This is a genomic window from Clostridium guangxiense (assembly GCF_021043395.1).
GTDB lineage: Bacteria > Bacillota > Clostridia > Clostridiales > Clostridiaceae > Clostridium_S > Clostridium_S guangxiense.
In genome coordinates this window covers 1-23,568 of the sequence record NZ_JAJNKE010000022.1, presented here as the reverse complement: position 1 = coordinate 23,568, position 23,568 = coordinate 1, and the positions used below count along the sequence as shown (strand labels likewise).

The window sequence follows — 23,568 nt, the reverse complement described above, 5'->3', positions numbered from 1 at the left end:
ATAGAAAAGAGCTTACAGTTAAACTTGCTGTAAGCTTCTTTATCAAAACCCTATTAAAATAAAAATTACTTTTCAATCTCCCCAACAACTTCTATTCCATTCATTCTCATATTGTACAATGCAAATAAATTCATTAGCTCAGCATTGTGATTAGTTATTTCTAATTCGTAAGTTTCAACCCCTTTGATAGGTATTATTATTCTTGAATTTATATTCTTTTCATTAAAAAAAGTTTTTTGAGTAAGACAATAATTCAAAACACATATATCAGTAACATCTCCCAAAACTATTATATTTGTTTTGTCCATATTATTCTCAAGCCATTTTGAATAATCTTCGCATAGGAATCCATTTACGCTGTTTTTAAAACAAATCGTGCTGTTCTCATCCACAAATAGTTGTAATTCATCAACAATCTCACTTTCACTTGTATTTTCTATGCAGTGCTCCACATAAGAGTTAAACTCAGCTGAGGTTTTAGTATGCTTATCCACAAAAAATATCTTATGATACTCTTTAAAATAATCATTAACTTTAACCGCATACGGTATTATCTTTGCAACTAATTCTGAGCTTAAATTTCCTTCTCTGCAAAAACCATTTATTAAATCTACATTTACTATTACAGTATTTTCTGGACTAAAGTCACTCACCTTTAATATTGGCAATTTCTCAAAGGATTCTAATATCCTTAATAAACTTTCCTTTGATTTTTCTATGAACTTATCCTTATCAGTTATTTTTTCCATAAAACACATCTCCTCTTTGTAAAAATTCTTCTACAGATATAATAATTTTTGTATCCATGGCTATTACCGAGGCAATACTTATAAGTTTTCTTTCAGCTAAGCTAAGATCATATGGATTTTTATTAATCTCATAAGATATGCCAACTTCCTCAAGAGCAAGTTTTGAGTTTTTTTAGCTTCTTCCCTGCTTTGACCTATATTCAAAGGTCCAAACATCACCTCATCAATAACTTTATTTTTAAATATTTGATCATCTGGATTTTGAAATACCATTCCAATGTGTTTAGAAAGCTTAGCTGCGCTTACGGACTTTGTATTTATTCCATTTATAATTATATCTCCACTTTTAGGTCTTAATAGCCCTTTAAGCAATTTAACAAATGTGGTTTTTCCCGCACCATTTTGACCTATTATAGCCGTAGACCTTTCATCGAAGTTTAAATTCAACCCCTTTAGTATTTCTTCTTCTTTATCATAATAGAAATGTAGATTTCTGATTTCTATATTATTCATTATTCTTCACCACCAAGCTGCAAGCATCCTCCAAAGTTACTGGATACAAGCCTGTCTTCATATCTTTTAATTTTAATCCCCTACATATTTTAGTATAAACAGGCGGCGTAACTCCATAACTTTCTAAATCTTCTTTTGAAAAAACTTTTTCCGGAACATCGAAATCTACTATCCTACCTTCACTTAGCAGCATTATTTTAGATGCATACTTTGCAATTTTCTCCATCTTGTGGTCAACCATTATTACAGTTTTTCCATCTTCACTTAACTTTTCAATTGCTTTATACACCTCTTCTGAACCTTGTGGATCAAGCTGTGAGGTTGGTTCATCTAATATTATTATTTCTGGACTCATAGAAATAACACTAGCTACGGCAACTCTCTGCATTTGACCACCTGACAATTCAAATGGACTTCTATCCTTGTGCTTATATATATCAAGTAATTTTAGTGAATAATCTATTCTCTCTATCATTTCATTTCTAGGCATTCCTAAATTCTCAAGTCCAAATGAAATTTCTTCATATACGGAAAGCTTTGAGCCCGTAATTTGTGTAAAAGGATTTTGAAAAACCAATCCAACCTTTTTTACGATATCGCTTATTCTGCTGTTTAAAACCTCCATATTACAAACAAATACTTTACCACCATAAGCTCCTTTATAAAAATGAGGAATAAGCCCTACTAGTGCCTGACATAAAGTTGATTTTCCAGATGAATTTTTTCCTATTATCCATATAAATTCTCCTCTTTTTACTTTAAAACTTATGTCATTTAATGCCAATTTATCCGTCAAAGGATATTTGTATTTTAAATTCTGTACAACTATTTCTTCCATATAAGTATCCTCCAAATAATTGCCGCCGCAAATGACATTATCATTGCCAATCTTATAAATTTACTGCCTGTATAAATCTCTTCTTCATTTAAAAATGTTTTTTTAACCTTTGAATCAAAAGCTTTAATCCTCACTATGACACTCCCCTCTGTTTCCATTCCCCTTGATCTTTGGGCATCTGTAATTTTATTCATAGTTAAAGTCATTTCTGGTATTAACTGAAGCACAGAGTTCAAAACATATCCTATCTTAGGAGATAATCCTCTTCTCACAAAGGCTTCAATCAAATCCGATGGTTTAGTGGTAAGTATAAGTATTGCAACAGAACACAATATATTTAAAACGCGTAGACAAATTGTGAGTGCATAAAGCAGTCCTTCTTTATAAAAAATCAAACTGCCAAATCTGAATAATTCGGTTTTATTTCCAGCTTTAAATAATCCTTGAATTAAGATAACTGAAAGTAAAACAATGAAGCTAAATCCTATAATTGGCACAACCCTTTTTAAAACTTTTCCAATGCATAAAAATATTAAACTTAAAGCTATAAAAGTTAAAGCTGTAATTCTGCTTGGAAGAATTATAGGTATTGCGATTGCCAAAATTATATACAGCATTTTAGTAATCGGATCAATTTTGTGCATTATGAATTGCTGATACTATTGAAGCTATAATTCCAAGCATAACAGCTCTTCCAATATTCTTAACCCAACCACTGTATGCAAGCATACCAACAACAAGTCCAATTGCAACACTTGTAAATCCATATATAAAACTTACTGGCGATATTGTTAGTCCATAAATTATGTTGTTAATTGCACCACATATAGCTCCAACAATTAGTCCTGAAAGCATTCCTGCAAGTATCGTTCCTATTGAATCAAGACAAAGTAAAAGTTTTAAAAGTTAAAACGATAGGGCAAAGTAATATTTATTTTGATATAATATAATAAAAATTCGGTAATTAACATAAAGCTTCTTATAATATATCTTCTGCAAAGTAAGTAGGTGAACGTAAATTGAATCGAAGACATAGAGATATTTTAAATTTAATCTTAAACACAGAGGACTACATTACTGGAAATGAATTAGCTAAGCTTTGTAACGTTACACTCAGGACAATAAGGCGAGACATAAAAAAAATTAATGAGACCTTAAAGGAATACGATTCTCAAATAACTTCTAGTTTAAAAAAGGGGTACTTTCTTAATAAAAAAAGCAAGAATGTTTTGAAAGAAAGTAATCTTATAAGAAAAGTATTAGATTATGAATATATAATCGAAGTTCCAAATTCACCACTAGACAGACAAATATATATATTGTTAAAATTAACAACTAAAAAACATATTTCTTTAGAAGAATTAGAAAAAACTTTATATGTGTCAGAAGCTACTGTAAATAACGATGTTGCTCTAATGAACAAATGGTTAAAAAGCAATTTAAAATTAAGAATAGGTTACTCTTTAAATAAAGGCTTTACACTTAAGGCAAATGAAATAGAAAAAAGAAATATTATCAGCTGGGTTTTAGCAATAAGACTTAATATAAGCTCAGTATTAAAATATTGGAACTACTTATTTGACGATAAAGACGTTATCTCAAAGGCTAGAGCTATTTACCAGTTAGTCAATACCGAAACAAAAAAATATGGCTATTGTTTATCCGGACATAGTGCTCAACTTTTATGCTATGAAATACTAGTTGCAATTAAGCGCAGCAATTTAGGCTTCAATTTAAATTCTTTCCATGATACAAAAGATAAGCTTATACCAATTATGGCTGCTATACGAGAAAAACTAGAAATGAAATTAAATGTAAATTTGCCAGAAACAGATTGGCTTAATTTAGAGCAATGTTTTAAATCAAAGCAATTTCTTCATGGAACAGATATTAAAAATGTGGAAACGAAAGAAACTGCTTTTATAGTGGATAAGTTTTTTTTAACCTTAAAGGAAGAATTCAACATAAATTTAAGTGCTAAGCCAGATAATAGATATAAATTAATTCTGTATGTTGCTCCAATGATAAATCGCTTAAAATATATGCATTGCATACCTAATAGTATAGATAAAAAAATTATTGAAACCTACAAAACTGAATTTAAAATGGCAATAGAACTTAAATATATAATAAAAGAAAAACTAAAGCTTGATATAAAAATGATTGATTTAGCCTATATAACTATGCATCTAGTATCAATGTGTGGATTGTGGAAATATAAGTTTAATACCATAATCGTTTGTGATTATGACGAGTCTATATTAAGTTTTATTAAGGACAAAATCAAAGATTGCTTTGGAGAAAAATTAAAAATAACTAGGTTTTATGATTATCAGGAATTTATGTACGAAGAAAAAGAAAAACTAAAAGAAGTAGAGCTTATAATTACTACCTCAACTATAGCCGATATTACAGACATTCCCTTCATCAGAATAAACCCTGAAATTGAACAAAATGACCTTGATATGATAAAAGAATACCTTGATACCTACAAAAAAAGGTAAATAGCCATTATACTAATATATATTTTTATTACGATAACCCCTTTAATAGTATTGTGAAATAACGTATAAAGATTTTCACTATTTATGGTGACATATTTTAGTTTGTAGGAAAAATAGTAGCCTACTATAATTTAATTAAAGGAGATGAAGTAATATGCTTACAATTGATTATATTGGAAATGGTAAAAGCACCAACAGATATCATTTACCCTTCGTTTTACAAAGGAAAAATATCAAGGTAAAAACTATTTATGAGAGAAATCCTAAACACGAAAAATGGGCTAGAATTAAAGGCATAAATTACACCTCTAATTTAGATGACTTATTAAAGGACAAGGAAATATAATTGATTGTGGTTTGCGCACTGCATAACAGTCACTATGAATATGCAAAAATGGTACTAGATCATGGTAAAAAAGGCTGTTTTATTAAAGAAAAAAAGATCGCCAGGAAGAGCATTTAAAACTGTTTTATATGCCAGAAAATAAAGATTTTGGAGTTGACACCCTTGAACACTATGGTGTGCTTACCTACATTGACAGCAGCGGAAATATGCATGAGGAAAAGGTAAAATTCGTAAATGGTGACTATGGAAGAGTCTATGATGATTTGTATGAAACAATTAAAAACGGCAAAAATAAAACTATAACAGATGCTCAAACCTTATTACAAATGGAAATATTAGAAACAGGAATAAAAAACTTAAAATAAAAAATATTGAGGAAACGAAGGTGAAGGAAGAAATATTGCTTATTTAATTGAGCTAATAGCTATACATAATAATTTCAAAAATATAAACTTGGAGGGATAAAAATGAAGTTAGGTATTATTGGCGCTGGTATGATTGTTAATGATTTCTTGACAATCACTTCCCATTTAAAAGATTTAGAATTAGAAGCTATCTTCGGACGAAAAAATAATAAAAAAATAATGAAGGAACTAAAAAATAAATATAAAATTAAAAATATTTTTTTTGACTACAATGAATTATTAAACAGTGATGTTGATACGGTTTATATTGCCCTTCCTAATAATCTGCATTTTGAATTTTCTAAAATAGCATTAGAAGCAAATAAAAACGTTATTGTAGAAAAACCTATGACCTCAAACTATAGAGAAGCCTTAAGCTTAAGTAACCTAGCTAGGGAAAAAAATTTATTCATATTTGAAGCAATTACAAATCAATACCTGCCTAATTATAAAAAAATAAAAGAACTACTTCCAAGCTTAGGCGAAATAAAAATTGTCCAATGTAATTATTCTCAATACTCTACAAGATATGACAGCTTTAAAGCAGGTTCTGTACTGCCATCCTTTGATCCTAATTTCTCTGGTGGTGCTCTAATGGATTTAAACATTTATAATATTCATTACATTGTTGGTTTATTTGGAAAGCCTAAAAATGTTGAATATTATCCTAATATTGAAAAAGGAATAGATACCTCTGGAATTTTGATGTTGGATTATGAAAAATTCAAATGCGTTTGTATTGGAGCAAAAGATTGCAAAGCACCTATTGCAAACAATATTCAAGGAGATAAGGGCTGTATATATCAAGATACCCCAGCAAATATCTGCAAGAAATTCGAATTATTGATGAATGATGGAACAAGCAAGCTAATCAATGAAAATAATTATGAGCATCGCATGGTTAATGAATTTATCGAATTTATAGACATCATTAAAAATAACAACCTAGATAAGTGCTATAACCTGCTTAACCACAGCTTAATAGTTAGTGATGTTCTGACAATTGCAAGAAAGAAAGGCGGAATTATATTTCCTGCAGACAACACTTCAAGGTAGCTTTTATAAAAAATAAAGCAGTTGGAAAAGTGAAGCTCCAACTGCTTTTATCATATTATTAAAACATCAGTTTTTGTTCATTTTCTATATTTATATAATAGCATTTAATTGTTGAGAATATATTACAAGATTTAATACAATATATTAACATTTTAAATAACCGTTTTGCGATATTTATTAGGTGATATTTCTTTCCATCTTTTAAATTGACAACTAAAATGCGCTAAATTTTTATACCCTTTTCTGAATATGACCACCCAAAAAGCATAAATTCCAATCTAACACTGGTAACCTATGTGCATTTGCTAATATTCCTTAATTTTCCATAATCCCCCCCCTCTATTGATTTGGATAAAATATTATATGGAACAGCTTATTACTATGAATACTTACCTTACGACCGTTTAGAAAAGGATATAGCTATGATGAAAAAGGCTAATATCAATCTTGTTAGAATTGGGGAAAGTACTTGGAGTACATATGAACTTCAAGATGGTATCTTTGACTTTTCTCCATTAGACAAAGTATTAGATGCTATGAACAAAGCTAACATTAGCGTAATAGTAGGAACACCAACTTATGCTTTTCCAACATGGCTTGTAAAAAAATATCCTGAGATAATGGTTACAACTAAAGATGGTCAAAAGAAATATGGCTCAAGACAAATAATGGATATTACTAATCCAGTATTTCTAAAATACTCAAAAAGAATCATCAAAAAAATGATAAAGCATGTAGCCAATCATCCAGCAGTTATAGGCTATCAAATAGATAATGAAACAAAACACTATGGAACCTCCAGTGAAAACGTTCAAAATCTACCTTAAAACTAAATTCAATATTTAATCAAGATATAGATAAAAAAATAAGTGATTGGATGGAACTTTTAATTCCTGATACTGCTGATGTTATAGCAACATATGAGCATAAACACTGGGGTAAATACGCCGCTATTACTGAAAACAACTATGGCAGCGGAAGTTCAGTATACATTGGATGCCTTCCAAGTAAAGAAGTAATTAACACACTATTAAGATATTATACTGATAAAATTGGAATTATCCGAGATGATTCTTTGCAATTTCCTATAATCTATAAAGAAGCAGTAAATGATGAAAATCATAAAATAAGATTTTATTTCAATTATTCTGATAATGACGAATATATAACTTCTCCATATAACATGGTAGATTTGTTAACTGAAGGTAACATTAAATGTGGGGATAAAACAAAACTTTCTTCTTAGGGATATCTTATTACAGAAGAAAAATAAAAATATGGTCTTTTCCTATATTTTCTGAGTTTAATGGAGATGCTATAGCCACTGCTATGTTTTTACACCATGGTTTGAATGAAAATCAATAGCACAAACTCTTACAAAGGTGGAGTTTAAACTTTATTCTTGGTATAATATACTTTATTATAGATGAACAACTGGAACATAGAAATTATAAGTACCAAACGTATCCTGTCAAATCAAAATTTGTAACTTCAAATTTTCAAGTTTCAAGTTGTCTATATATGGCTTGTTTAGTTTCTATACGGTTGAAATTTATTGGATAAGATTAAAATTTAAAGGAGTGTTATTGGATGATAAACCTAAAAGGACAAGATTTATTAAGGAACCCATTTTTAAACAAAGGAACTGCCTTCACAGAAGAAGAAAGAGAGAAATATGGTATTACAGGCCTTCTTCCAAGTACAGTAAGAACAATTGAAGAGCAGGAACAAATTGTATATGAAAGAACAAAAGCTTTTGAAGACAATCTTGAAAAACACAATTATCTTATGAATTTATTTGATATAAACAGAACTCTTTTTTACTATACAGTTGGAAAACATGTTACCGAGTTTCTTCCAATAATCTATACTCCAACTATAGGTGATGCAGTTATAAATTATTCTAAAAATTATGAAACTCCAAAAGATGCTGTATTTTTATCCATCGATCACCCTGAAAACATAAAGAAATCCATTGAAGCAGGATTAAAAGATCTTGATGAAATTAAACTTATTGTTGTCACAGATGGTGAAGGTGTTCTTGGAATTGGAGATTGGGGAGTTCAAGGTGTTGACATTTCCATAGGAAAACTTGCAGTATATACTGTTGCAGCTGGTGTTAATCCTAAAAATGTTCTTCCTGTTGTAATAGATGCTGGAACAAACAATGAAAAACTTTTAAATGATCCATTATACACAGGAAATAGACATAAAAGAGTTACAGGAGAAAAATACGATAATTTTATAGACGAATTTGTAAAAATCTCCACAGAACTTTTCCCTGAAGTTCTAATTCACTGGGAAGATTTCGGACGTGGAAATGCAAGCAGAATACTAGAAAAATATAGATCAAAAATTTGTACTTTTAATGATGATATTCAGGGTACAGGCGTAATGATGGTATCTGCTATGAATGCCATTGCAGAAGTCACAAAAATTCCTGTAAAAGACCACAAAGTATTAGTATTCGGTGGTGGTACTGCTGGAATTGGAATTTCAGATCAAATACTTCTTGAAAAAGTTAGAACTGGAAAAGCTGAAGAGGAAGCAATAAAAGATTTCTATATTATAGACAGATACGGACTTGTTACTGAAGATATGGAAAACTTAACAACTGGTCAAAAGAAATATGCTAGAAAAAAAGGAGAATTTGAAGCCCCTTTAACTGATATTGCTGATATAGTAGCAGCAGTCAAACCTACAGTTCTCATAGGCTGTTCTGGAGTTCATGGTGCTTTTTCTGAAACTGCTGTAAGAAAAATGGCAGAAATAAATGAAAGACCTGCTATTATGCCTATTTCAAACCCTACAAGGCTTGCAGAAGCAACTGCAAAAGATCTTATAGAATGGACTGATGGAAGAGCACTAGTTGTAACAGGAAGCCCTTCTGCTCCTGTTAAATATAAAGGTGTTACTTACAAAATAGGTCAGGCAAACAATGCTCTACTTTACCCTGGTCTGGGACTTGGAATAATAGTTGCAAAAGCAAAGACAGTTTCAGATGCAATGCTTTCTGCTGCTGCTCATGGAATTGCAACTCTTCAAGATCTTTCAAAACCTGGTGCATCAATACTTCCACCTGTTGCAAGACTCAAAGAAGCTTCAAAGTTAGTTGCAACCGCAGTTGTCAATGCAGCAATTAAAGATGATTTAAATAGAGCTCCTATAACAGATGCGAAAGAAGCTGTTGAAAAAGAAATTTGGGAGGCTAAATATAAATAAAAGATATAGATAGACAACTTGAAAGGTTAAAATGACTAATGCCAAATTAACCCTGTTAAACTGGAATTTGTCGAGCACTACAGTGAAGGGTTTTAACTCACTTCGTTTGTTAAAAGACTAAGGTTTTCGCTATGCGAAAGGTGAAGGGTTTTACGGTGCTGTGCACGTAAAAGGTGAACTTTTTTATCTTCAATAAAAAGCTAAGGTTGATTTTCCTCCGTTTCCCTACGGAAAATCTTTAACGTATTTAAATTATTTATTTTTCGTAGAGAAACGGAGAAAAATATTCCTTAACCTTTTGCCGTGGCAAAAACCTTCACCTTTGACAAGCAAAGCTATGTCAAACCCTTCACTTTTCACATAAGTGAAAAAGTTAGTTTTTTAATGAGCAGGGCGAATTAAAACCCTTCACTCAGCTCGACAAATTCCAATTTATTAGGATAAACCTGGAACTTATAATTTTCAAGTTTCACATTATCTATCTATATTAACTTCCTGAACTTTCATATCTATTCATTCCTTTAAGCCATATAAAATAAGCTACACAAATACTTATAACACTAATTAACAAAGTTAACATTATACCATAAAAAAAACTCATCCTACCAATAAAATACGCTCCTGGAAAATACCCTGTAAATGCAAAAGGTATAATAAAAGTCAATATAGAACTTATTACTTTAGGATATATACCCATTGGATATTTAGCAAAACTACTTAATTGATATGTCATAAATAAATAGCTTTGTGCAAATTTAACCCAAAACGCTATACTTGCAACAGCAAGTTTAATTGCTGTATATATAAAACTTGCAAATATTATTACAATTATCATAAGTACTAAATTCAAAGGTGTTAGCTTGATATTTAACCTGTTACATGAGGTCACAACTAAAATTAAACCTATAATTATTTCTCCAAAGCCATCTGGCTGAAACCTTTCTGCTATAAGTTGAAATAAAGGATTTAATGGTCTTATTAAATATCTATCAAATTGCCCCTGTACTATTATGTTTCTACTTAACATCCACAGATTGTCTGTAAATACATGGTCAATTCCCCTTGGTATTTGTGCAAATCCGTAAATAAATAAAATTTCATAAAAACTCCATCCAGCCAAACTTGGTATATTATTAAATATAAGCTTTATAAAAACTACACCAGCAAACTGAACAAAGATAAAACCTATCAAGCCTAATATAAAATCTATTCTGTATTCCATCAAGGATTTTATATATTGTTTAAGAAATTGTATATATAATTTAAAATATCTCTTCATAATATCAACCTCCCAGAATAGTAAGCTTTTTAATCAAACTATTCCACATGACCTTAGCAATAACTGATAAAATTATCAGCCATATCACTTGAAGTATTAATGCTTTTATCAAAAAAATACCTGTTAATTTTCCCAAGTATATCATTGATGGGGTATATATTAACGAACTAAATGGTAAAACTTCAATAAACTTTTGGATTATCTTAGGGAAAAACACTATTGGTATCAATGCACCAGATAGCAAATCTGTTATAGCGCCCATTATTTGGGTTAAACCCCACATGTTTGTTATCTTAAAAGAAAGTAGTGCAAAACAATAACTATAATAAAAGTTAATTAATAATCCCAATATAGCACTAATTAAATACAATAAAATATTGGAGATACTAAAAACTCCAGTATACTTATAAAGCAATATATTTATGCCAGAAAACCCAATTATGAATATTAATATAAAGTTATACATTACATTTCCAAGTGCTTGAAACATCATTCTTTTTTCATAACTAATAGGTCTTATGAGGTTAACTGCAATAGATCCATCCTTTACTTCTGAATATATGTCACTAAATATACTAACACCAATCATTAAGCTTGTAAGAAATGATATCAGTATATATATAACCATTTCATTTAAAGAAAACCCTTTTATTGTAGTCTTTGAGGAGCTTCCATATACAGCCTTCCAAAGATAATAACTTACTGCAAGTACCATAAATTGTCCAAACAAAAATATAATTACATCAGCTTTATAAGATAACTTCCTTTGGAAAACATTAGTTGCAAAGGGTAGATACATTTTCAACTTACTTCTTCTTTTCACCTTCTACACCCCGCTTTTATATATCTTCTTAACAATATCCTCAATGCTTGTCTCTTTTATAGAAAAATCTAATATATGAAACTTTCCAATTAATTTTTCAATTATATCTGCAGCTGAAATATTATTTTTATTAAAAGTTATATTAATTTTATTTTCTATAACTTTAATTTCTATATTTTGAACATCTAATTCTTTAATAAAATTAATCTCTTCAAGTTTTACTTTTTCTTTCATTTGAGCTTCTATGCTAGTCATGTATCCATACTTTTCTTTTATTTCATTCAAACCTCCGTCGTATATTTTCTTTCCATTGTCTATTATGATAATTCTATTGCATAATTCTTCAATATCATTTAAGTCATGTGTTGTTAATATTATAGTTGTTCCATAATCCTCATTAATTTTCTTTATAGCCTTCCTAACATTATCTTTTACTACTACATCTAATCCTATTGTTGGTTCATCAAGATATATAACCTTAGGATTATGAATGAAAGCTGCTGCAAGGTCTGCCCTCATTCGCTGTCCCAATGAAAGCGTTCTAACTGGACTAAGCATAAAATCTTTTAGTCCTAATGTTTCATTTAAAAAATCCATTCTTTCCTTAAATTTTTTGTCCCCTACATCATAAATATCCTTTAAAAGAGAAAATGTCTCTGATAACGGAAGATCCCACCACAGCTGCGTTTTCTGGCCAAAAACAACACCTATACTTTTAGCATTTTCTTCTCTATTTTCATAAGGAACAATACCGTTTACAAGCACACTACCTGAAGTTGGAGTTAATATTCCTGTCATCATCTTAATTGTTGTAGATTTTCCAGCACCATTAGCTCCTATGTATCCCACAACTTCCCCATCATCAATATTAAAGCTTATATTATCAACAGCAGTTTTAATAGTATATTCTCTTGAGAAAAATGATTTTATTGCACCCTTAAATCCCGGATATTTTTTGTTCATTTTAAATTCTCTTTTTAAATTTTTTACTTCTATCAATTAATGTTTCCCCCTACTTTTAACTTAATTAGGTTTTTTATGCTGATTATTCTAATATTATATATCTGTGCGCAATCGTTTGCAAGAAATATTTTTCTTACAATACTTCCTATAAGGAAATGGTGCTACACCTTGATATTTTTAAATATATTTCATTTCTGGTTTTAAGGTACCGATTACATTAATATCATATAAGAATAAAATGTTAAATAGAAAAACTAGTTAAAAATATTCTTCTCTAAAAAAATGAGGGGGCTATCGCAATTTTTTTTGATATGATACCTCCAAAGTAGACATGGTAAATAACCAAAATCTACTTTGGAGGTATCATATCATTTTTTAGTGCGACGCCCCTTCATTTTCTTGTCTATTATCTATATATTTTCTATGAATTATCATGCTTATTGTATAAAGTTATTACAGAAACTTCAGGTCTGTTAAAAAGTCTTATGCAAAAACTTCCCCTTCCAAGTCCTCTATTTACATTCATAAAACTATTATTATACCTATATATGCCTTCATAATACTTAGGAAAAAATCTGTATTCTGGAGAAAAAACTCCTCCTAAAAACGGAAGTTTTATCATTCCCCCATGTACGTGACCAGTAAGTATAAGATCTGCTCCCCATTTAGCGTAAGTACTAAAATAAACAGGATTATGAGAAAGCAATAAATTGTAATTACTTTTATCACATTTTCCAATTAATTTTTCCATACTTTCAACACTAAGATTTACACTTCTAGAATTCTTGTTTCTAAAATCTCTATAGTATTTTAAATCAATATACATTCCATATAAATTTATAAATTTTTTTCTAAAATTTATTACAACTTTTTCATTATCTATTATATTGATTCCTTTATCTTCTATTGACTTAATAAAATTATTAAATTCGCTAGGATTTCTTTTAATTACATTTTGCTCATGATTACCGAGTATATAATATATCTTATATTTTTTTACAAGCTTACTTACAATGCAAGCAAATGATGAATAATCAAAATCATCATTTACCATATCCCCTGTAATTACTATAATATCAGGATTAACTGCTTCAACTTTTCTTACTAATTTTATATTATCTTTTCCAAAACTTTTACTATGAAGATCTGAAAGCTGTAATATCTTAAAACCATTAAACTCTTTTGGTATTTTAGATAAACGTATTTTATAATTCAATATCTCTATAAAATTATTATCTACATATATTTTTAAAGTAGTTATACATACTAAAATTATTATTCCAAGTTTTAATATCATCTTTACCCAGCTATCTTTCTAAATTTTATATATTAAAAAAACAGTGTATCATTTTTAAGTTTACAATACAAATTCTAATCTGCAAGCTTTTTGTTAAAATAATCAACTACATAATTAATTATTTTCTTTTCCCACTTATTGTTTTCAAATGTATGATTAGCATCTTCTATAACCTTAAGTTCTGAGTTTTGCTTATATATATCCATATATATCTTCGATGTATTAAAAGGGACAACCTCATCTGAAGTACTGTGTATTATCATAGATTTTTTATTGTATCTAGAAGCTCTTTCAAATATATCTATATTTTTTATATCATCCATAAAATTCTTTCCAAGCAAAAAACCTTGTATATCAAAACATCCTTCTCTAATATATTCATTATATTTGTCTCCAATAAATACTTCTTTAACAATTTCCTCCATATTACCTGCAGGCGCTAATAAGCATAAGGTATTAATTTCCTCTCTTCTATCTCCAGCTATAACACTGGCAATAGCTCCTCCCATGCTATAACCAAACACTCCTATTTTATCTCTATCTATAAAATCAAGGCCTTTTACATAGTCAAAAATGGCATTTGCATCGTCAATTTCATTTGCGAAAGTCATATCACTAAAATCTCCATCACTCTCACCACTGCCTATAAAATCAAATCTAGCACTTGCAATGCCATGCTTTTCTAAAATCCTAGATAATTTAACAAATGCAAAGTGAGGTCCCATTTTATTTCCACCAAACCCATGGTAAATAATAACTATAGGTGTCTTTTTATCTGCCTTTTCAGGTATATGAAGCATGCCCCTTAATGTTAATTCTCTGCTTTTTATTTCAACTGATCGCTGCATTTTAATGCACCCCTTTTTTATTTCAAAGTATTTCAATATATTTAGTATATATTAATTTATTACTTTTTTCAATAAAAATGGTACATTATAATTATAATAAACCACCTAAAATCCCAAAATATCAAGCACTCTGGTTTTTACAAGTATTCTTTTGCTTTTTCTCTTTCCTCTAAAACATCCAGAGCACCCTCAGCAAGTGCAAGCATTTCATCTTCTCCTTGATACACTACTATTGGTGCTATAAATGAAACTTTTTTTGATATAAAGTTGATTATTGGTTTTCCATATGCCATACCGCCAGTTAATATTATAACATCTACCTTGCCATCAAGCACCGCTGCTGCAGCTCCTATATCCTTAGCCACTTGATATCCCATTGCCTCTTCAACCTTTTTAGCTTTCTCGTCACCTCGAAGAGCAGCCTTTTCCACCTCAAGAGCATTATTAGTTCCAAGATATGCAACAAATCCTCCCTTACCAGTTATTTTTTTCAACATTTCATCTTTTGTATAACTTCCACTAAAACACATTCTAACTAAGTCTCCAGCTGGTAATCCTCCACTTCTTTCAGGTGAAAAAGCTCCATCTCCGTCAAGAGCATTATTAACATCAACTATTCTTCCCTCCCTATGAGCACCTACAGATATTCCACCGCCCATATGCACAACGATTATTCTTAAACTCTCATACTCTTTTCTACACTCTCTTGCATATCTTTTTGCAACAGCTTTTTGATTTAATGCGTGAAATATACTTTTTCTTTGAATTTCAGGTATTCCTGAATATCTTGCAATATCGTCCATTTCATCTACTACTACTGGATCTACTATGTATGCTGGGATATTCAGCTTATTTGCAATTCCATCTGCAATTAATCCTCCAAGGTTAGACGCATGTTGACCTTGAATTCCAATTTTTAAATCTTCAAGCATTTTTTCATTGATTTTATATGTTCCACCTACTATAGGCTTTAAAAGCCCCCCCCTAGCTACAACAACATCTATTCTATTAATATCAATATCTCTCTCTTCTAGTATCCTTAATATTACGTTTTCTCTAAATTCAAATTGTTCACATATATCTTTGTAGTTTTGAAGCTCTTCAGTTGAATGCTTTATAGTTTCAACTAAGACTTTCTTATTATTATCAAATATTGCAATTTTAGTTGAGGTTGAACCTGGATTAATAACTAATATTCTAAAATTCAAAATAACATCCTCCTAGTATTTGTATTTTTGTGTAAACGTTTACCAATATATGCTTATATTATCTAATGTTACATCTATTAATAATATAGACATATTTTTTTTTATTATACGATTACACCATAAAATTAAAAAATAATATCTTACATAAAAAAACGCCTGAAAAATTTTAAACTTTTCAGGCGCTCTTTAATCAATATTTCTCGCTTAAAATTTCGAAATAGCTTTGGGGATGCAGACAAGCTGGGCATATTTTAGGTGCTGACTCGCCCTCATATATATAACCACAATTGCTGCATATCCATAATTCTTTTTTATCTTTTTTAAATACACTATTGTTTTCAATATTCTGTACTAGCTTTCTGTATCTTTCTTCATGATGTTTTTCAACTGTAGCTATGAGTCTAAATGCAGCTGCCACAGCTTGGAATCCTTCTTCCTCTGCAACTTTTGCAAACTTAGGATATAATTCAGTCCATTCCTCATTTTCACCGTTAGCTGCTGCCGTAAGGTTGGTTTTTGTATCTCCTAAGGCTACTGGATACCCGGCATCATTTATTACTACTGCTTCCCCGCTTAGATCTTCCGCTAAAAATTTAAAAAATCTTTTTGCGTGCTCTTTTTCATTTTCAGCAGTCTCAGCAAAAATCTTAGATATCTGAACGTATCCTTCTTTTTTAGCAACAGATGCATAGAATGTATATCTATTTCTAGCCTGTGACTCTCCAGCAAATGCTTTCATTAAATTTTCTGCCGTTTTTGTACCCTTTAGATTACTCATAACAAATCACTCCCTTTTAAATAAACCTATAATTAATTTTTCGACGTTTTATCTAATATTCCTTCTAAAAATTTTATCCTTTAGCAAAGTTATCATTTCCCTTTTCATCAAAGACTTCCTTCCATGCCTTTTCTGCATAAGGCACAAACTCATCTGCACTCTTAGTTATCTTTTCATGAAATTCTTTATCATGAAGCATCTTTTCTGCACCATAATCATCAGGTTTAGCTCCTGTTTCCTTGCATACATGCAGTATAACATCTGTATTATCTATCATCATGCACGGTCTTAACATATTTTTATTATATGGTTGAATTGATCTCAATTTTTTAAAGAAAGGATCCCTAAATGCATCGATAAGATGTCTTCCTTTCAAATTAACTGTAGAAAAATGAGAAAATATACAAGGTTCAACATCTTCCTTTGAATTAATATGAAAATAGTACTTACCAGCAATGCATCCACCAACATACGGAGCATCATTAAAGAAATCAATTGTAAAATACGGTTTTGTAGCTCTTATTTCTCTTGATCTCTTACCAAGAAAATCCCTTTGCTCTGCCGTGAGCATCATATCAAAATCTTTGTCATCACCATTTACAGGCATAAATAAGAAGTACCAACTCATTCTCGAACCTTTTTCAATTAGCATATCTGTAAACTCATCGCTTAGCACAGTATTTATATTAGTTCTTGTTACAGCTGAAGATACTCCAAACAAAATTCCTCTCTCATGAAGTAAATCCATAGCTTTTAAAACTTTTTTGTATGTTCCTTTGCCTCTACGATCATCTGTATCTTCTTCAAAGCCTTCAATTGAAAGCATCGGTATAACATTTCCACATTTTTTAAGCCTGTCTGCTATTTGTTCATTTAAAAGAAGTCCACTAGTAAATGGTGTAAATGTTATATCATCATACTTTTCATATATGTCGAGTAAGTAATCGTTAAAGAAAGGCTCCCCGCCAAGTATTATAATATAATAAATTCCAAGGTCCCTTGCTTCTCCTATTATTCTATCAACCTCTTCAGGTGGTATATCATCTTTTTTACTAAAACTTGATGCGTAACATCCCTTGCAATGAAGTGGACATCTCATAGATGGACTTATGAGCATAACAAATGGAATTTTGGTATTTTCCTTTTCCATATATTTTTCCCTTTTAGGTCCTGCATACCAATTGGCGTTAGCAAAGAAATTAGTAAAAAACTTTTTTAAACATCTATTATCAGTATTTTTTAAAATATCTTGGATGAAATCATGCTTTGACTTATCGTTTTTATAATACTTATAAACATGATCGATCTGAGCTATTGCTGATTTGTCTTTTGTTAAATGATAAATTGCATTAAATATCTTATCGACATTTTCTTCTGGATTCTTATCAAGATATCCAACAATCTTATTTATAATTGCTTGCTTAGCTGCCTTTTCTAAACTGTTCTTGATTTCCATAAATAATTCCCTCCCACTAAAACTTAATAATCTATAATTTCATAAATTATTGCCTATTTAAAACTTAATTAGAGCGATTATTTATCCCAATTACATTATATGCTTCATTTTCTACATATATCTAATTATAGCACATAAAATTTATTTATACACACTTAAAATAAATTCATTTTTGAAACAGACAGAATGAAGTAGCATAGAATAGAGAATTTTTAAAAATCCTTTACTCTATACTACTTCATTTTAATTTCATATGAATTCAGGTAACTTTACAGGGATTTGAATTTCAGTCAACCATTCCTCTTCTCTTTCTTTATTCCATATTCCATCGATATAAGATTCTCGTATGTTTCCTATGATCTCATAATTATTCTCTTCTATCCACTCAAAAGCAAAAGCATAAGTTTCTCTAAACTTGCTGTAAGTTCCTTTATGAAGAATACAAACTGCATTGTCTATACCATCAATTTCTTTAAATTTTAATATATTATTATTCTCTTTTTTACAAACTACTCTCTCACATACTTCAACATCTATATTTTCATCTTTATATTCACCATCATGATACATAGTAAAACAGTAATTAGGTTGAAATTTTTCACACTTAAGTTTATTCAATTCTTTTTCCATAATATTATTACTTATATAGAATAATTTATCATAGCTTTTTATAGTTTTTCTTATAGAAGCAACTATGACCTTCGGTATATCTTTAATAATTGGTGTATACATAAGATTAATTCTACCACTTTTAGCTAAATTAGAAATACTCCTTATCTGAGATAATTTTATTTCTTCATTTTTTATATTCCTTTTTATTTCTTCTTCTTTTAATTTTAAAAATAAATTTAATGCCATTGGATTATCAATAATCTCTTTTATATCTTGAAGGGATAATCCCATTTGCTTTAATGCCAATATTTGATGAAGTTTGGGAAGCTGATGTGTTGTGTAATATCTATATCCAGAAAATTCATCTACATGTTCTGGTTTAAGAATTCCTATTTCATCGTAATGCCTTAAAGTCTTAGTAGTTATCCTATTTATTTTTGAAAACATACCTATTGTATACAATTAGTACACCTCTTTCTTGTCTATCGATATACTACATATATTACTCTTCCCACTTAAAACTCTTCAATGAGATAACTATACATAAAACTGCTATAGCTATCATAAATACTATCGAAAACATAATGTTATATACTGGCTCTCCTAAAGAAGTTTCCTTTAGAAGCTTTATACCTTGTGTAAGTGGCATTACATTTGAAACCTTCTGCGCACTTCTGGGTAATATTTCATATGGAATTGTGGCTCCCGATAAAAATATCATTGGAAAATAAACTAAATTACATATTAAGTTCGCTATTTTCACATTAGGAGCTAAACTCGAAATCAACCCTCCAATACTGTAAATACATATTGTCACTAATATAAACGTAAGCATAAACTTAATTATAGATCCATTCATTGTATATCCAAAAGCAAGTTTGCATACAAAAAAAACTCCTAAAGCTGAAATAGTAGTAATTGCAAAACATACTACTATTTGAACTACTATTATTTCCATCGGACTAACTGGTGTAACCTTAAATCTTTTCAATATACTTTTATTTCTATAATCTGAAATAACTATCGGTAGTCCCATAAGTCCCGTTGCACAAATTCCTATTGACACAACTGCCGCAAAAGATGCTTGCAACATAGTATAATTTGCCCCCTTAAAAGCAGGCTTATTTCCATATATAATTCCAATTAAAAATGCAACTACCATTGGAAAAATTATTCCAAAAAAAATAGAATCCATACTGCGAATAGCTAATATACCTTCAACTTTTAGCATAGTTTTAAATGCTTTCATTATTCTAATTCCTCCTCACCTGTATAATATAGATAAGCGTCCTCAAGCCTTTCTTTTCCACTGATCTTTATTACATTTTGCACAGTATCACAAATAACCATATTTCCCTCTTTTAAAATACAAATTCTATCGCACAAATATTCAACCTCATCCATGTAATGTGAAGTTAAAAAAATAGATATTCCTTTACTTTTTAATTTCTTTAAGTATCCCCATATTTCTCTTCTAGCTTTAGTATCTAATCCCGTTGTAAGTTCATCTAAAAATACAATTTCAGGCTTTGGAATAAGTGCAAGTAAAACCGATAACTTTTGCTTTTGTCCTCCAGAAAGATCAGAAACAAAGTTATTTCTTTTATCGTAAAGTTTAAAATCTTTTAAAATACTTTCATAGTTAACTGGATTTACATACAATGACGCTGTCATTTCACATATTTCCTTAACTTTTATCTTATCTTGATAATTAGATTGTTGAAACTGAACCCCTACTCTCTCAAAAAGTTTTTTTCTATTCTTTATCGGATTCATGTTAAGAAGAACTACTTTTCCCTCCTCAAACTTTTTAGTTCCAAGAATGCATTCAATTGTACTGGACTTTCCCGCACCATTATGCCCAAGAAGTCCAAAAATTTCTCCACGCAATACCTTTAAACTTAAATTTTTGACAGATGTAAAATCACCATACTTTTTTGTAAGCTTAGATACCTCTAATACAATATCCTTTGACATTTTATCAACTCCTCTTGTAAAAGTTTAAAGCTTCCCCTAAGGGCAAAGTCAATAGCAAATAGGCTTATAAAAAAAGGACTTATTGAACAATATCAAAGTCCTTACAATAAAAAAATGTTTTTTATAAACTTACTGAGCATGGTGAAAAAGTAAATACAATGCATAACGAATATTTCATTACTTCAAGCGAAAATGACATTAAAGTTATAAATAATTTTTTCATTGAACTACCGTGGGAGCGAAGCATTGTTACTTCGCCTTATTTGTGCCACACATATCCATAAGCATTAATAATGCCATTTTCTCTTTCTAAGTATACTCCCTGAATCTCCGGAGCAAAACCTGGAAACTTATTGATCCCTTCTTTTAATATTAGAAAATACTTTTGAGCAACTTTATTCCATCTCTCACCCGGTGCAACACAGAATATTCCAGGTGGATATGGCAAGGCTCCTTCTAATGCTACTTTTCCTACAATGTCCTCTAATGGCACAAGTTTAGCATTATTTCTTACCAATTCCCAATTAGCTTCCTGTGCCGTAATTACCTGCTCTGGAAATGAATCTGCTCTAAATAACCTTTGCTGATATGTTTTTGCGTCATTATCTTTATAAAAATCATGCATTTCTTGGCACAACATTCTAATAGTATATCCTTTATATCTTTCTGTATTATCATTGTAAAGTCTAGGCAATACCTGTTCCAATGGTAAATCTTTTTCTACGAGCTGCTCAAATTTAACAAGCTGATCTATCATTTTATTCATTTTTTCAATACTTTCTGCTGGTGTTAATAAAAATAATATAGAATTCAGGTCATTCTTTTCTGGTATAATTCTATTTTCTCTTAAATAACTTGCAAGTATTGTAGCTGGAATACCAAAATCTTCATATTCTCCACTTTCAACATTAATACCTGGTGTTGTGAGCATAAATTTATTTGGATCTACAAAATACTGATTCTCACCATATCCCTCAAAAGAATGCCATTTTTCTCCTGGTTTAAATTTAAAAAACTCAATATTATTTGCAATCTTGTCTGTATCATACTCTTCCCATTTCCTTCTGTTTACAATTGGTGGGATAAATGGTCTAAATAATGAACATCTTTTTAAAACTGATTTTCTTGCTTCAATACCTAACTTTATACAATCTGCCCATAGCCTTTTTCCAGCTTCTCCTTCCTGCATTCTAGCATTAACATCTAAAGCCGCAAACAGTGGATAAAACGGACTCGTTGAAGCATGAAGCATATATGAATTATTAAAACGCTTATGATCTACATAGCGCTTTTGACCCCTTATATGACTATCTTTTTTATGTATTTGGGAAGTTTGAGAAAATCCCGCTTGCTGCTTATGAACAGATTGAGTAACTAAAATACCTGGATCTTCTGGTCCAAGCTTTAACAGTAAAGGTGAACAATCCCTCATCATAGGAATAAACTGTTCATATCCAACCCAAGCTGAGTCAAATAAAATATAATCACAAAGATGTCCAATTTTATCAACCACATACCTTGCGTTATAAATTGTCCCATCATAAGTTCCAAGTTGAATAACTGCTAATCTAAATGGTCTTTTATTTTTAGCTTTCTCAGGATCAGCTTTATCTGCTAAACCGCGCAAATATTCATCATTAAAGCAGTGTTCATCTATACCTCCAATAAATCCAAATGGATTACGTGCAGTTTCTAAGTATACAGGCTTACCTCCTGATTGGACTAAGGCAGAATTATAAACTGATTTATGATTATTTCTATCAAATAACACTAAATCTCCTGGAGCAACTACAGCATTTATAGCTACAGAATTTGATGTACTTGTTCCGTTCATAACAAAATAAGTTTTATCAGCATTATATACCTTAGCTGCATGTACTTCAGCTTGCATAGCAGCTCCTTCGTGTATAAGCAAATCTCCTAATTCAACATCTGCATTACAAATATCTGAAAGGAAAACATTCTTACCATAAAACTCATATAAGCATCTTCCTGCTGGATGTTTACGAAAATATTCTCCTCCTTGATGCCCTGGACAATCAAACTGTAAATTTTTCTGAGTTGCATAATTACTTAACATTTTAAAAAACGTAGGCAATACCCTATCTTCATATTCGCTTGCCGCAGCTTCTATATCCATACTATAATGGTTTACGTCAATTTTATTTACGTTTATAGAATTATAAATTTTGCTTGTTAATTCATCGTTAAGCTTATGTATATTTTTCAAAATAACAAAAACAGGTATTTCAAATTTTGTATTGTATACCTTGTTAATTAATTCCTCATTAGAATCAATCAACACAACTGAAGCTACATCGGTATAGTCAGTATTTTCTGCTGGAACTATATCTCTGCTAGTTGAAAAATACTCTTCTGCTTCACTGGTGCAAGCAATTTTTAGATACTTCATGGCCAATCCTCCTACGTATTTAATACATGGCAAAACTGTATTTTTTACAGCTTTACAATTGTTAAATAAAACCTTTCCAAGGTCATATTTTATAATTTTTTAAATCCCTTTGTCAATATATAATTTTTAGTATTTAGTAAGAATTTTATACACTTAATATAGATAGGCAACGTGAAAGATTGAAATTACTAATATCAAGTTTATCCTGTTAAACTGGAATTTGTCGAGCTGAGTGAAGGGTTTTAATTCGCCCTGCTCATTAAAAAACTAACTTTTTCACTT

At 30.1% G+C, this 23,568-nt stretch carries 22 protein-coding genes and 1 pseudogene; 6 read left to right on the top strand and 17 right to left on the bottom strand.

Annotation, left to right across the window (positions count from 1 at the left end):
* Positions 1-65 precede the first annotated feature (65 nt).
* The 5 genes from LQK79_RS13040 to LQK79_RS13020 form a co-directional block, all read right to left on the bottom strand.
* Positions 66-749, bottom strand: a complete 684-nt coding sequence (locus LQK79_RS13040; RefSeq protein WP_231016814.1) for an isochorismatase family protein — start codon at positions 747-749, stop codon at positions 66-68.
* A gap of 96 nt (positions 750-845) precedes the next feature.
* A complete protein-coding gene (locus tag LQK79_RS13035) occupies positions 846-1,262 on the bottom strand; it encodes an energy-coupling factor ABC transporter ATP-binding protein (RefSeq protein ID WP_231016813.1) in 417 nt (138 codons plus the stop codon).
* Positions 1,255-2,100 (bottom strand): energy-coupling factor ABC transporter ATP-binding protein, encoded by an 846-nt coding sequence (locus LQK79_RS13030; RefSeq protein WP_231016812.1) that lies wholly within the window; start codon positions 2,098-2,100, stop codon positions 1,255-1,257. Before LQK79_RS13030 ends, LQK79_RS13035 begins: the two co-directional genes overlap by 8 nt.
* Complete coding sequence (locus LQK79_RS13025) at positions 2,088-2,717, bottom strand: energy-coupling factor transporter transmembrane component T (protein ID WP_231016811.1); 630 nt, start codon at positions 2,715-2,717, stop codon at positions 2,088-2,090. Before LQK79_RS13025 ends, LQK79_RS13030 begins: the two co-directional genes overlap by 13 nt.
* A gap of 13 nt (positions 2,718-2,730) precedes the next feature.
* The gene (locus LQK79_RS13020) at positions 2,731-2,955 is read right to left on the bottom strand and encodes a hypothetical protein (RefSeq protein ID WP_053242550.1); all 225 of its coding nucleotides are present in this window, start codon (positions 2,953-2,955) and stop codon (positions 2,731-2,733) included.
* A gap of 164 nt (positions 2,956-3,119) precedes the next feature.
* On the opposite strand from LQK79_RS13020, the gene LQK79_RS13015 reads away from it, so the two are divergent.
* The 6 genes and pseudogenes from LQK79_RS13015 to LQK79_RS12990 all read left to right on the top strand — a co-directional run bounded on the left by LQK79_RS13015 (position 3,120) and on the right by LQK79_RS12990 (position 9,632).
* Positions 3,120-4,604: a BglG family transcription antiterminator gene (locus LQK79_RS13015; protein ID WP_231016810.1), complete on the top strand. Its 1,485-nt coding sequence runs from the start codon at positions 3,120-3,122 to the stop codon at positions 4,602-4,604.
* A 154-nt stretch (positions 4,605-4,758) separates the two neighbouring features.
* Positions 4,759-5,315, top strand: a pseudogene (locus tag LQK79_RS21080) (Gfo/Idh/MocA family oxidoreductase).
* Positions 5,316-5,417: 102 nt separating this feature from the next.
* Positions 5,418-6,410 carry a Gfo/Idh/MocA family protein gene (locus LQK79_RS13005; protein WP_231016809.1) on the top strand — a complete coding sequence of 331 codons (993 nt, stop codon included), beginning with the start codon at positions 5,418-5,420 and terminating at the stop codon, positions 6,408-6,410.
* 347 nt (positions 6,411-6,757) lie between these two features.
* Entirely contained in the window at positions 6,758-7,237 is a 480-nt protein-coding gene (locus LQK79_RS13000; RefSeq protein ID WP_231016808.1) for a beta-galactosidase, read from the top strand.
* An 11-nt stretch (positions 7,238-7,248) separates the two neighbouring features.
* Positions 7,249-7,656, top strand: a complete 408-nt coding sequence (locus LQK79_RS12995) for a beta-galactosidase trimerization domain-containing protein (RefSeq protein ID WP_331000753.1) — start codon at positions 7,249-7,251, stop codon at positions 7,654-7,656.
* A 344-nt stretch (positions 7,657-8,000) separates the two neighbouring features.
* The gene (locus LQK79_RS12990; RefSeq protein ID WP_231016806.1) at positions 8,001-9,632 is read left to right on the top strand and encodes an NAD-dependent malic enzyme; all 1,632 of its coding nucleotides are present in this window, start codon (positions 8,001-8,003) and stop codon (positions 9,630-9,632) included.
* Between the two features lie 487 nt (positions 9,633-10,119).
* Here the strand turns inward: LQK79_RS12990 and LQK79_RS12985 are convergent, their stop codons facing one another.
* The 12 genes from LQK79_RS12985 to speC all read right to left on the bottom strand — a co-directional run bounded on the left by LQK79_RS12985 (position 10,120) and on the right by speC (position 23,286).
* Positions 10,120-10,911, bottom strand: a complete 792-nt coding sequence (locus LQK79_RS12985; RefSeq protein WP_053242989.1) for an ABC transporter permease — start codon at positions 10,909-10,911, stop codon at positions 10,120-10,122.
* A gap of 4 nt (positions 10,912-10,915) precedes the next feature.
* Positions 10,916-11,734, bottom strand: a complete 819-nt coding sequence (locus LQK79_RS12980) for an ABC transporter permease (RefSeq protein ID WP_231016805.1) — start codon at positions 11,732-11,734, stop codon at positions 10,916-10,918.
* A 3-nt stretch (positions 11,735-11,737) separates the two neighbouring features.
* Positions 11,738-12,733: an ABC transporter ATP-binding protein gene (locus tag LQK79_RS12975; protein WP_053242990.1), complete on the bottom strand. Its 996-nt coding sequence runs from the start codon at positions 12,731-12,733 to the stop codon at positions 11,738-11,740.
* 385 nt (positions 12,734-13,118) lie between these two features.
* Positions 13,119-13,994 (bottom strand): metallophosphoesterase, encoded by an 876-nt coding sequence (locus tag LQK79_RS12970; RefSeq protein ID WP_053242991.1) that lies wholly within the window; start codon positions 13,992-13,994, stop codon positions 13,119-13,121.
* Positions 13,995-14,068: 74 nt separating this feature from the next.
* Positions 14,069-14,842 carry an alpha/beta hydrolase gene (locus LQK79_RS12965; RefSeq protein ID WP_231016804.1) on the bottom strand — a complete coding sequence of 258 codons (774 nt, stop codon included), beginning with the start codon at positions 14,840-14,842 and terminating at the stop codon, positions 14,069-14,071.
* Between the two features lie 137 nt (positions 14,843-14,979).
* A complete protein-coding gene (gene buk / locus LQK79_RS12960) occupies positions 14,980-16,050 on the bottom strand; it encodes a butyrate kinase (protein ID WP_231016803.1) in 1,071 nt (356 codons plus the stop codon).
* Between the two features lie 190 nt (positions 16,051-16,240).
* Positions 16,241-16,828, bottom strand: a complete 588-nt coding sequence (gene rbr, locus LQK79_RS12955; RefSeq protein WP_053242994.1) for a rubrerythrin — start codon at positions 16,826-16,828, stop codon at positions 16,241-16,243.
* A 73-nt stretch (positions 16,829-16,901) separates the two neighbouring features.
* Positions 16,902-18,284 carry a radical SAM protein gene (locus tag LQK79_RS12950; protein ID WP_053242995.1) on the bottom strand — a complete coding sequence of 461 codons (1,383 nt, stop codon included), beginning with the start codon at positions 18,282-18,284 and terminating at the stop codon, positions 16,902-16,904.
* 249 nt (positions 18,285-18,533) lie between these two features.
* On the bottom strand, positions 18,534-19,358 hold the full coding sequence (locus tag LQK79_RS12945; protein WP_231016802.1) for a MerR family transcriptional regulator: 825 nt from the start codon (positions 19,356-19,358) through the stop codon (positions 18,534-18,536).
* Positions 19,359-19,398: 40 nt separating this feature from the next.
* Positions 19,399-20,145: an ABC transporter permease gene (locus LQK79_RS12940; protein WP_053242996.1), complete on the bottom strand. Its 747-nt coding sequence runs from the start codon at positions 20,143-20,145 to the stop codon at positions 19,399-19,401.
* The gene (locus LQK79_RS12935) at positions 20,145-20,873 is read right to left on the bottom strand and encodes an ABC transporter ATP-binding protein (protein ID WP_053242997.1); all 729 of its coding nucleotides are present in this window, start codon (positions 20,871-20,873) and stop codon (positions 20,145-20,147) included. Before LQK79_RS12935 ends, LQK79_RS12940 begins: the two co-directional genes overlap by 1 nt.
* Positions 20,874-21,132: 259 nt before the next feature.
* Complete coding sequence (gene speC / locus LQK79_RS12930; protein ID WP_231016801.1) at positions 21,133-23,286, bottom strand: ornithine decarboxylase; 2,154 nt, start codon at positions 23,284-23,286, stop codon at positions 21,133-21,135.
* Positions 23,287-23,568 lie beyond the last annotated feature (282 nt).

Excerpts from the sequence above, each read along its gene's own strand:
- LQK79_RS13040 (WP_231016814.1), bottom strand. The coding sequence starts at position 749 with ATGGAAAAAATAACTGATAAGGATAAGTTCATAGAAAAATCAAAGGAA.
- LQK79_RS13035 (WP_231016813.1), bottom strand. The coding sequence starts at position 1,262 with ATGAATAATATAGAAATCAGAAATCTACATTTCTATTATGATAAAGAA.
- LQK79_RS13030 (WP_231016812.1), bottom strand. The coding sequence starts at position 2,100 with ATGGAAGAAATAGTTGTACAGAATTTAAAATACAAATATCCTTTGACG.
- LQK79_RS13025 (WP_231016811.1), bottom strand. The coding sequence starts at position 2,717 with ATGCTGTATATAATTTTGGCAATCGCAATACCTATAATTCTTCCAAGC.
- LQK79_RS13020 (WP_053242550.1), bottom strand. The coding sequence starts at position 2,955 with ATGCTTTCAGGACTAATTGTTGGAGCTATATGTGGTGCAATTAACAAC.
- LQK79_RS13005 (WP_231016809.1), top strand. The coding sequence starts at position 5,418 with ATGAAGTTAGGTATTATTGGCGCTGGTATGATTGTTAATGATTTCTTG.
- LQK79_RS12990 (WP_231016806.1), top strand. The coding sequence starts at position 8,001 with ATGATAAACCTAAAAGGACAAGATTTATTAAGGAACCCATTTTTAAAC.
- LQK79_RS12985 (WP_053242989.1), bottom strand. The coding sequence starts at position 10,911 with ATGAAGAGATATTTTAAATTATATATACAATTTCTTAAACAATATATA.
- LQK79_RS12970 (WP_053242991.1), bottom strand. The coding sequence starts at position 13,994 with ATGATATTAAAACTTGGAATAATAATTTTAGTATGTATAACTACTTTA.
- LQK79_RS12965 (WP_231016804.1), bottom strand. The coding sequence starts at position 14,842 with ATGCAGCGATCAGTTGAAATAAAAAGCAGAGAATTAACATTAAGGGGC.
- rbr (WP_053242994.1), bottom strand. The coding sequence starts at position 16,828 with ATGAGTAATCTAAAGGGTACAAAAACGGCAGAAAATTTAATGAAAGCA.
- LQK79_RS12950 (WP_053242995.1), bottom strand. The coding sequence starts at position 18,284 with ATGGAAATCAAGAACAGTTTAGAAAAGGCAGCTAAGCAAGCAATTATA.
- LQK79_RS12940 (WP_053242996.1), bottom strand. The coding sequence starts at position 20,145 with ATGAAAGCATTTAAAACTATGCTAAAAGTTGAAGGTATATTAGCTATT.
- LQK79_RS12935 (WP_053242997.1), bottom strand. The coding sequence starts at position 20,873 with ATGTCAAAGGATATTGTATTAGAGGTATCTAAGCTTACAAAAAAGTAT.
- speC (WP_231016801.1), bottom strand. The coding sequence starts at position 23,286 with ATGAAGTATCTAAAAATTGCTTGCACCAGTGAAGCAGAAGAGTATTTT.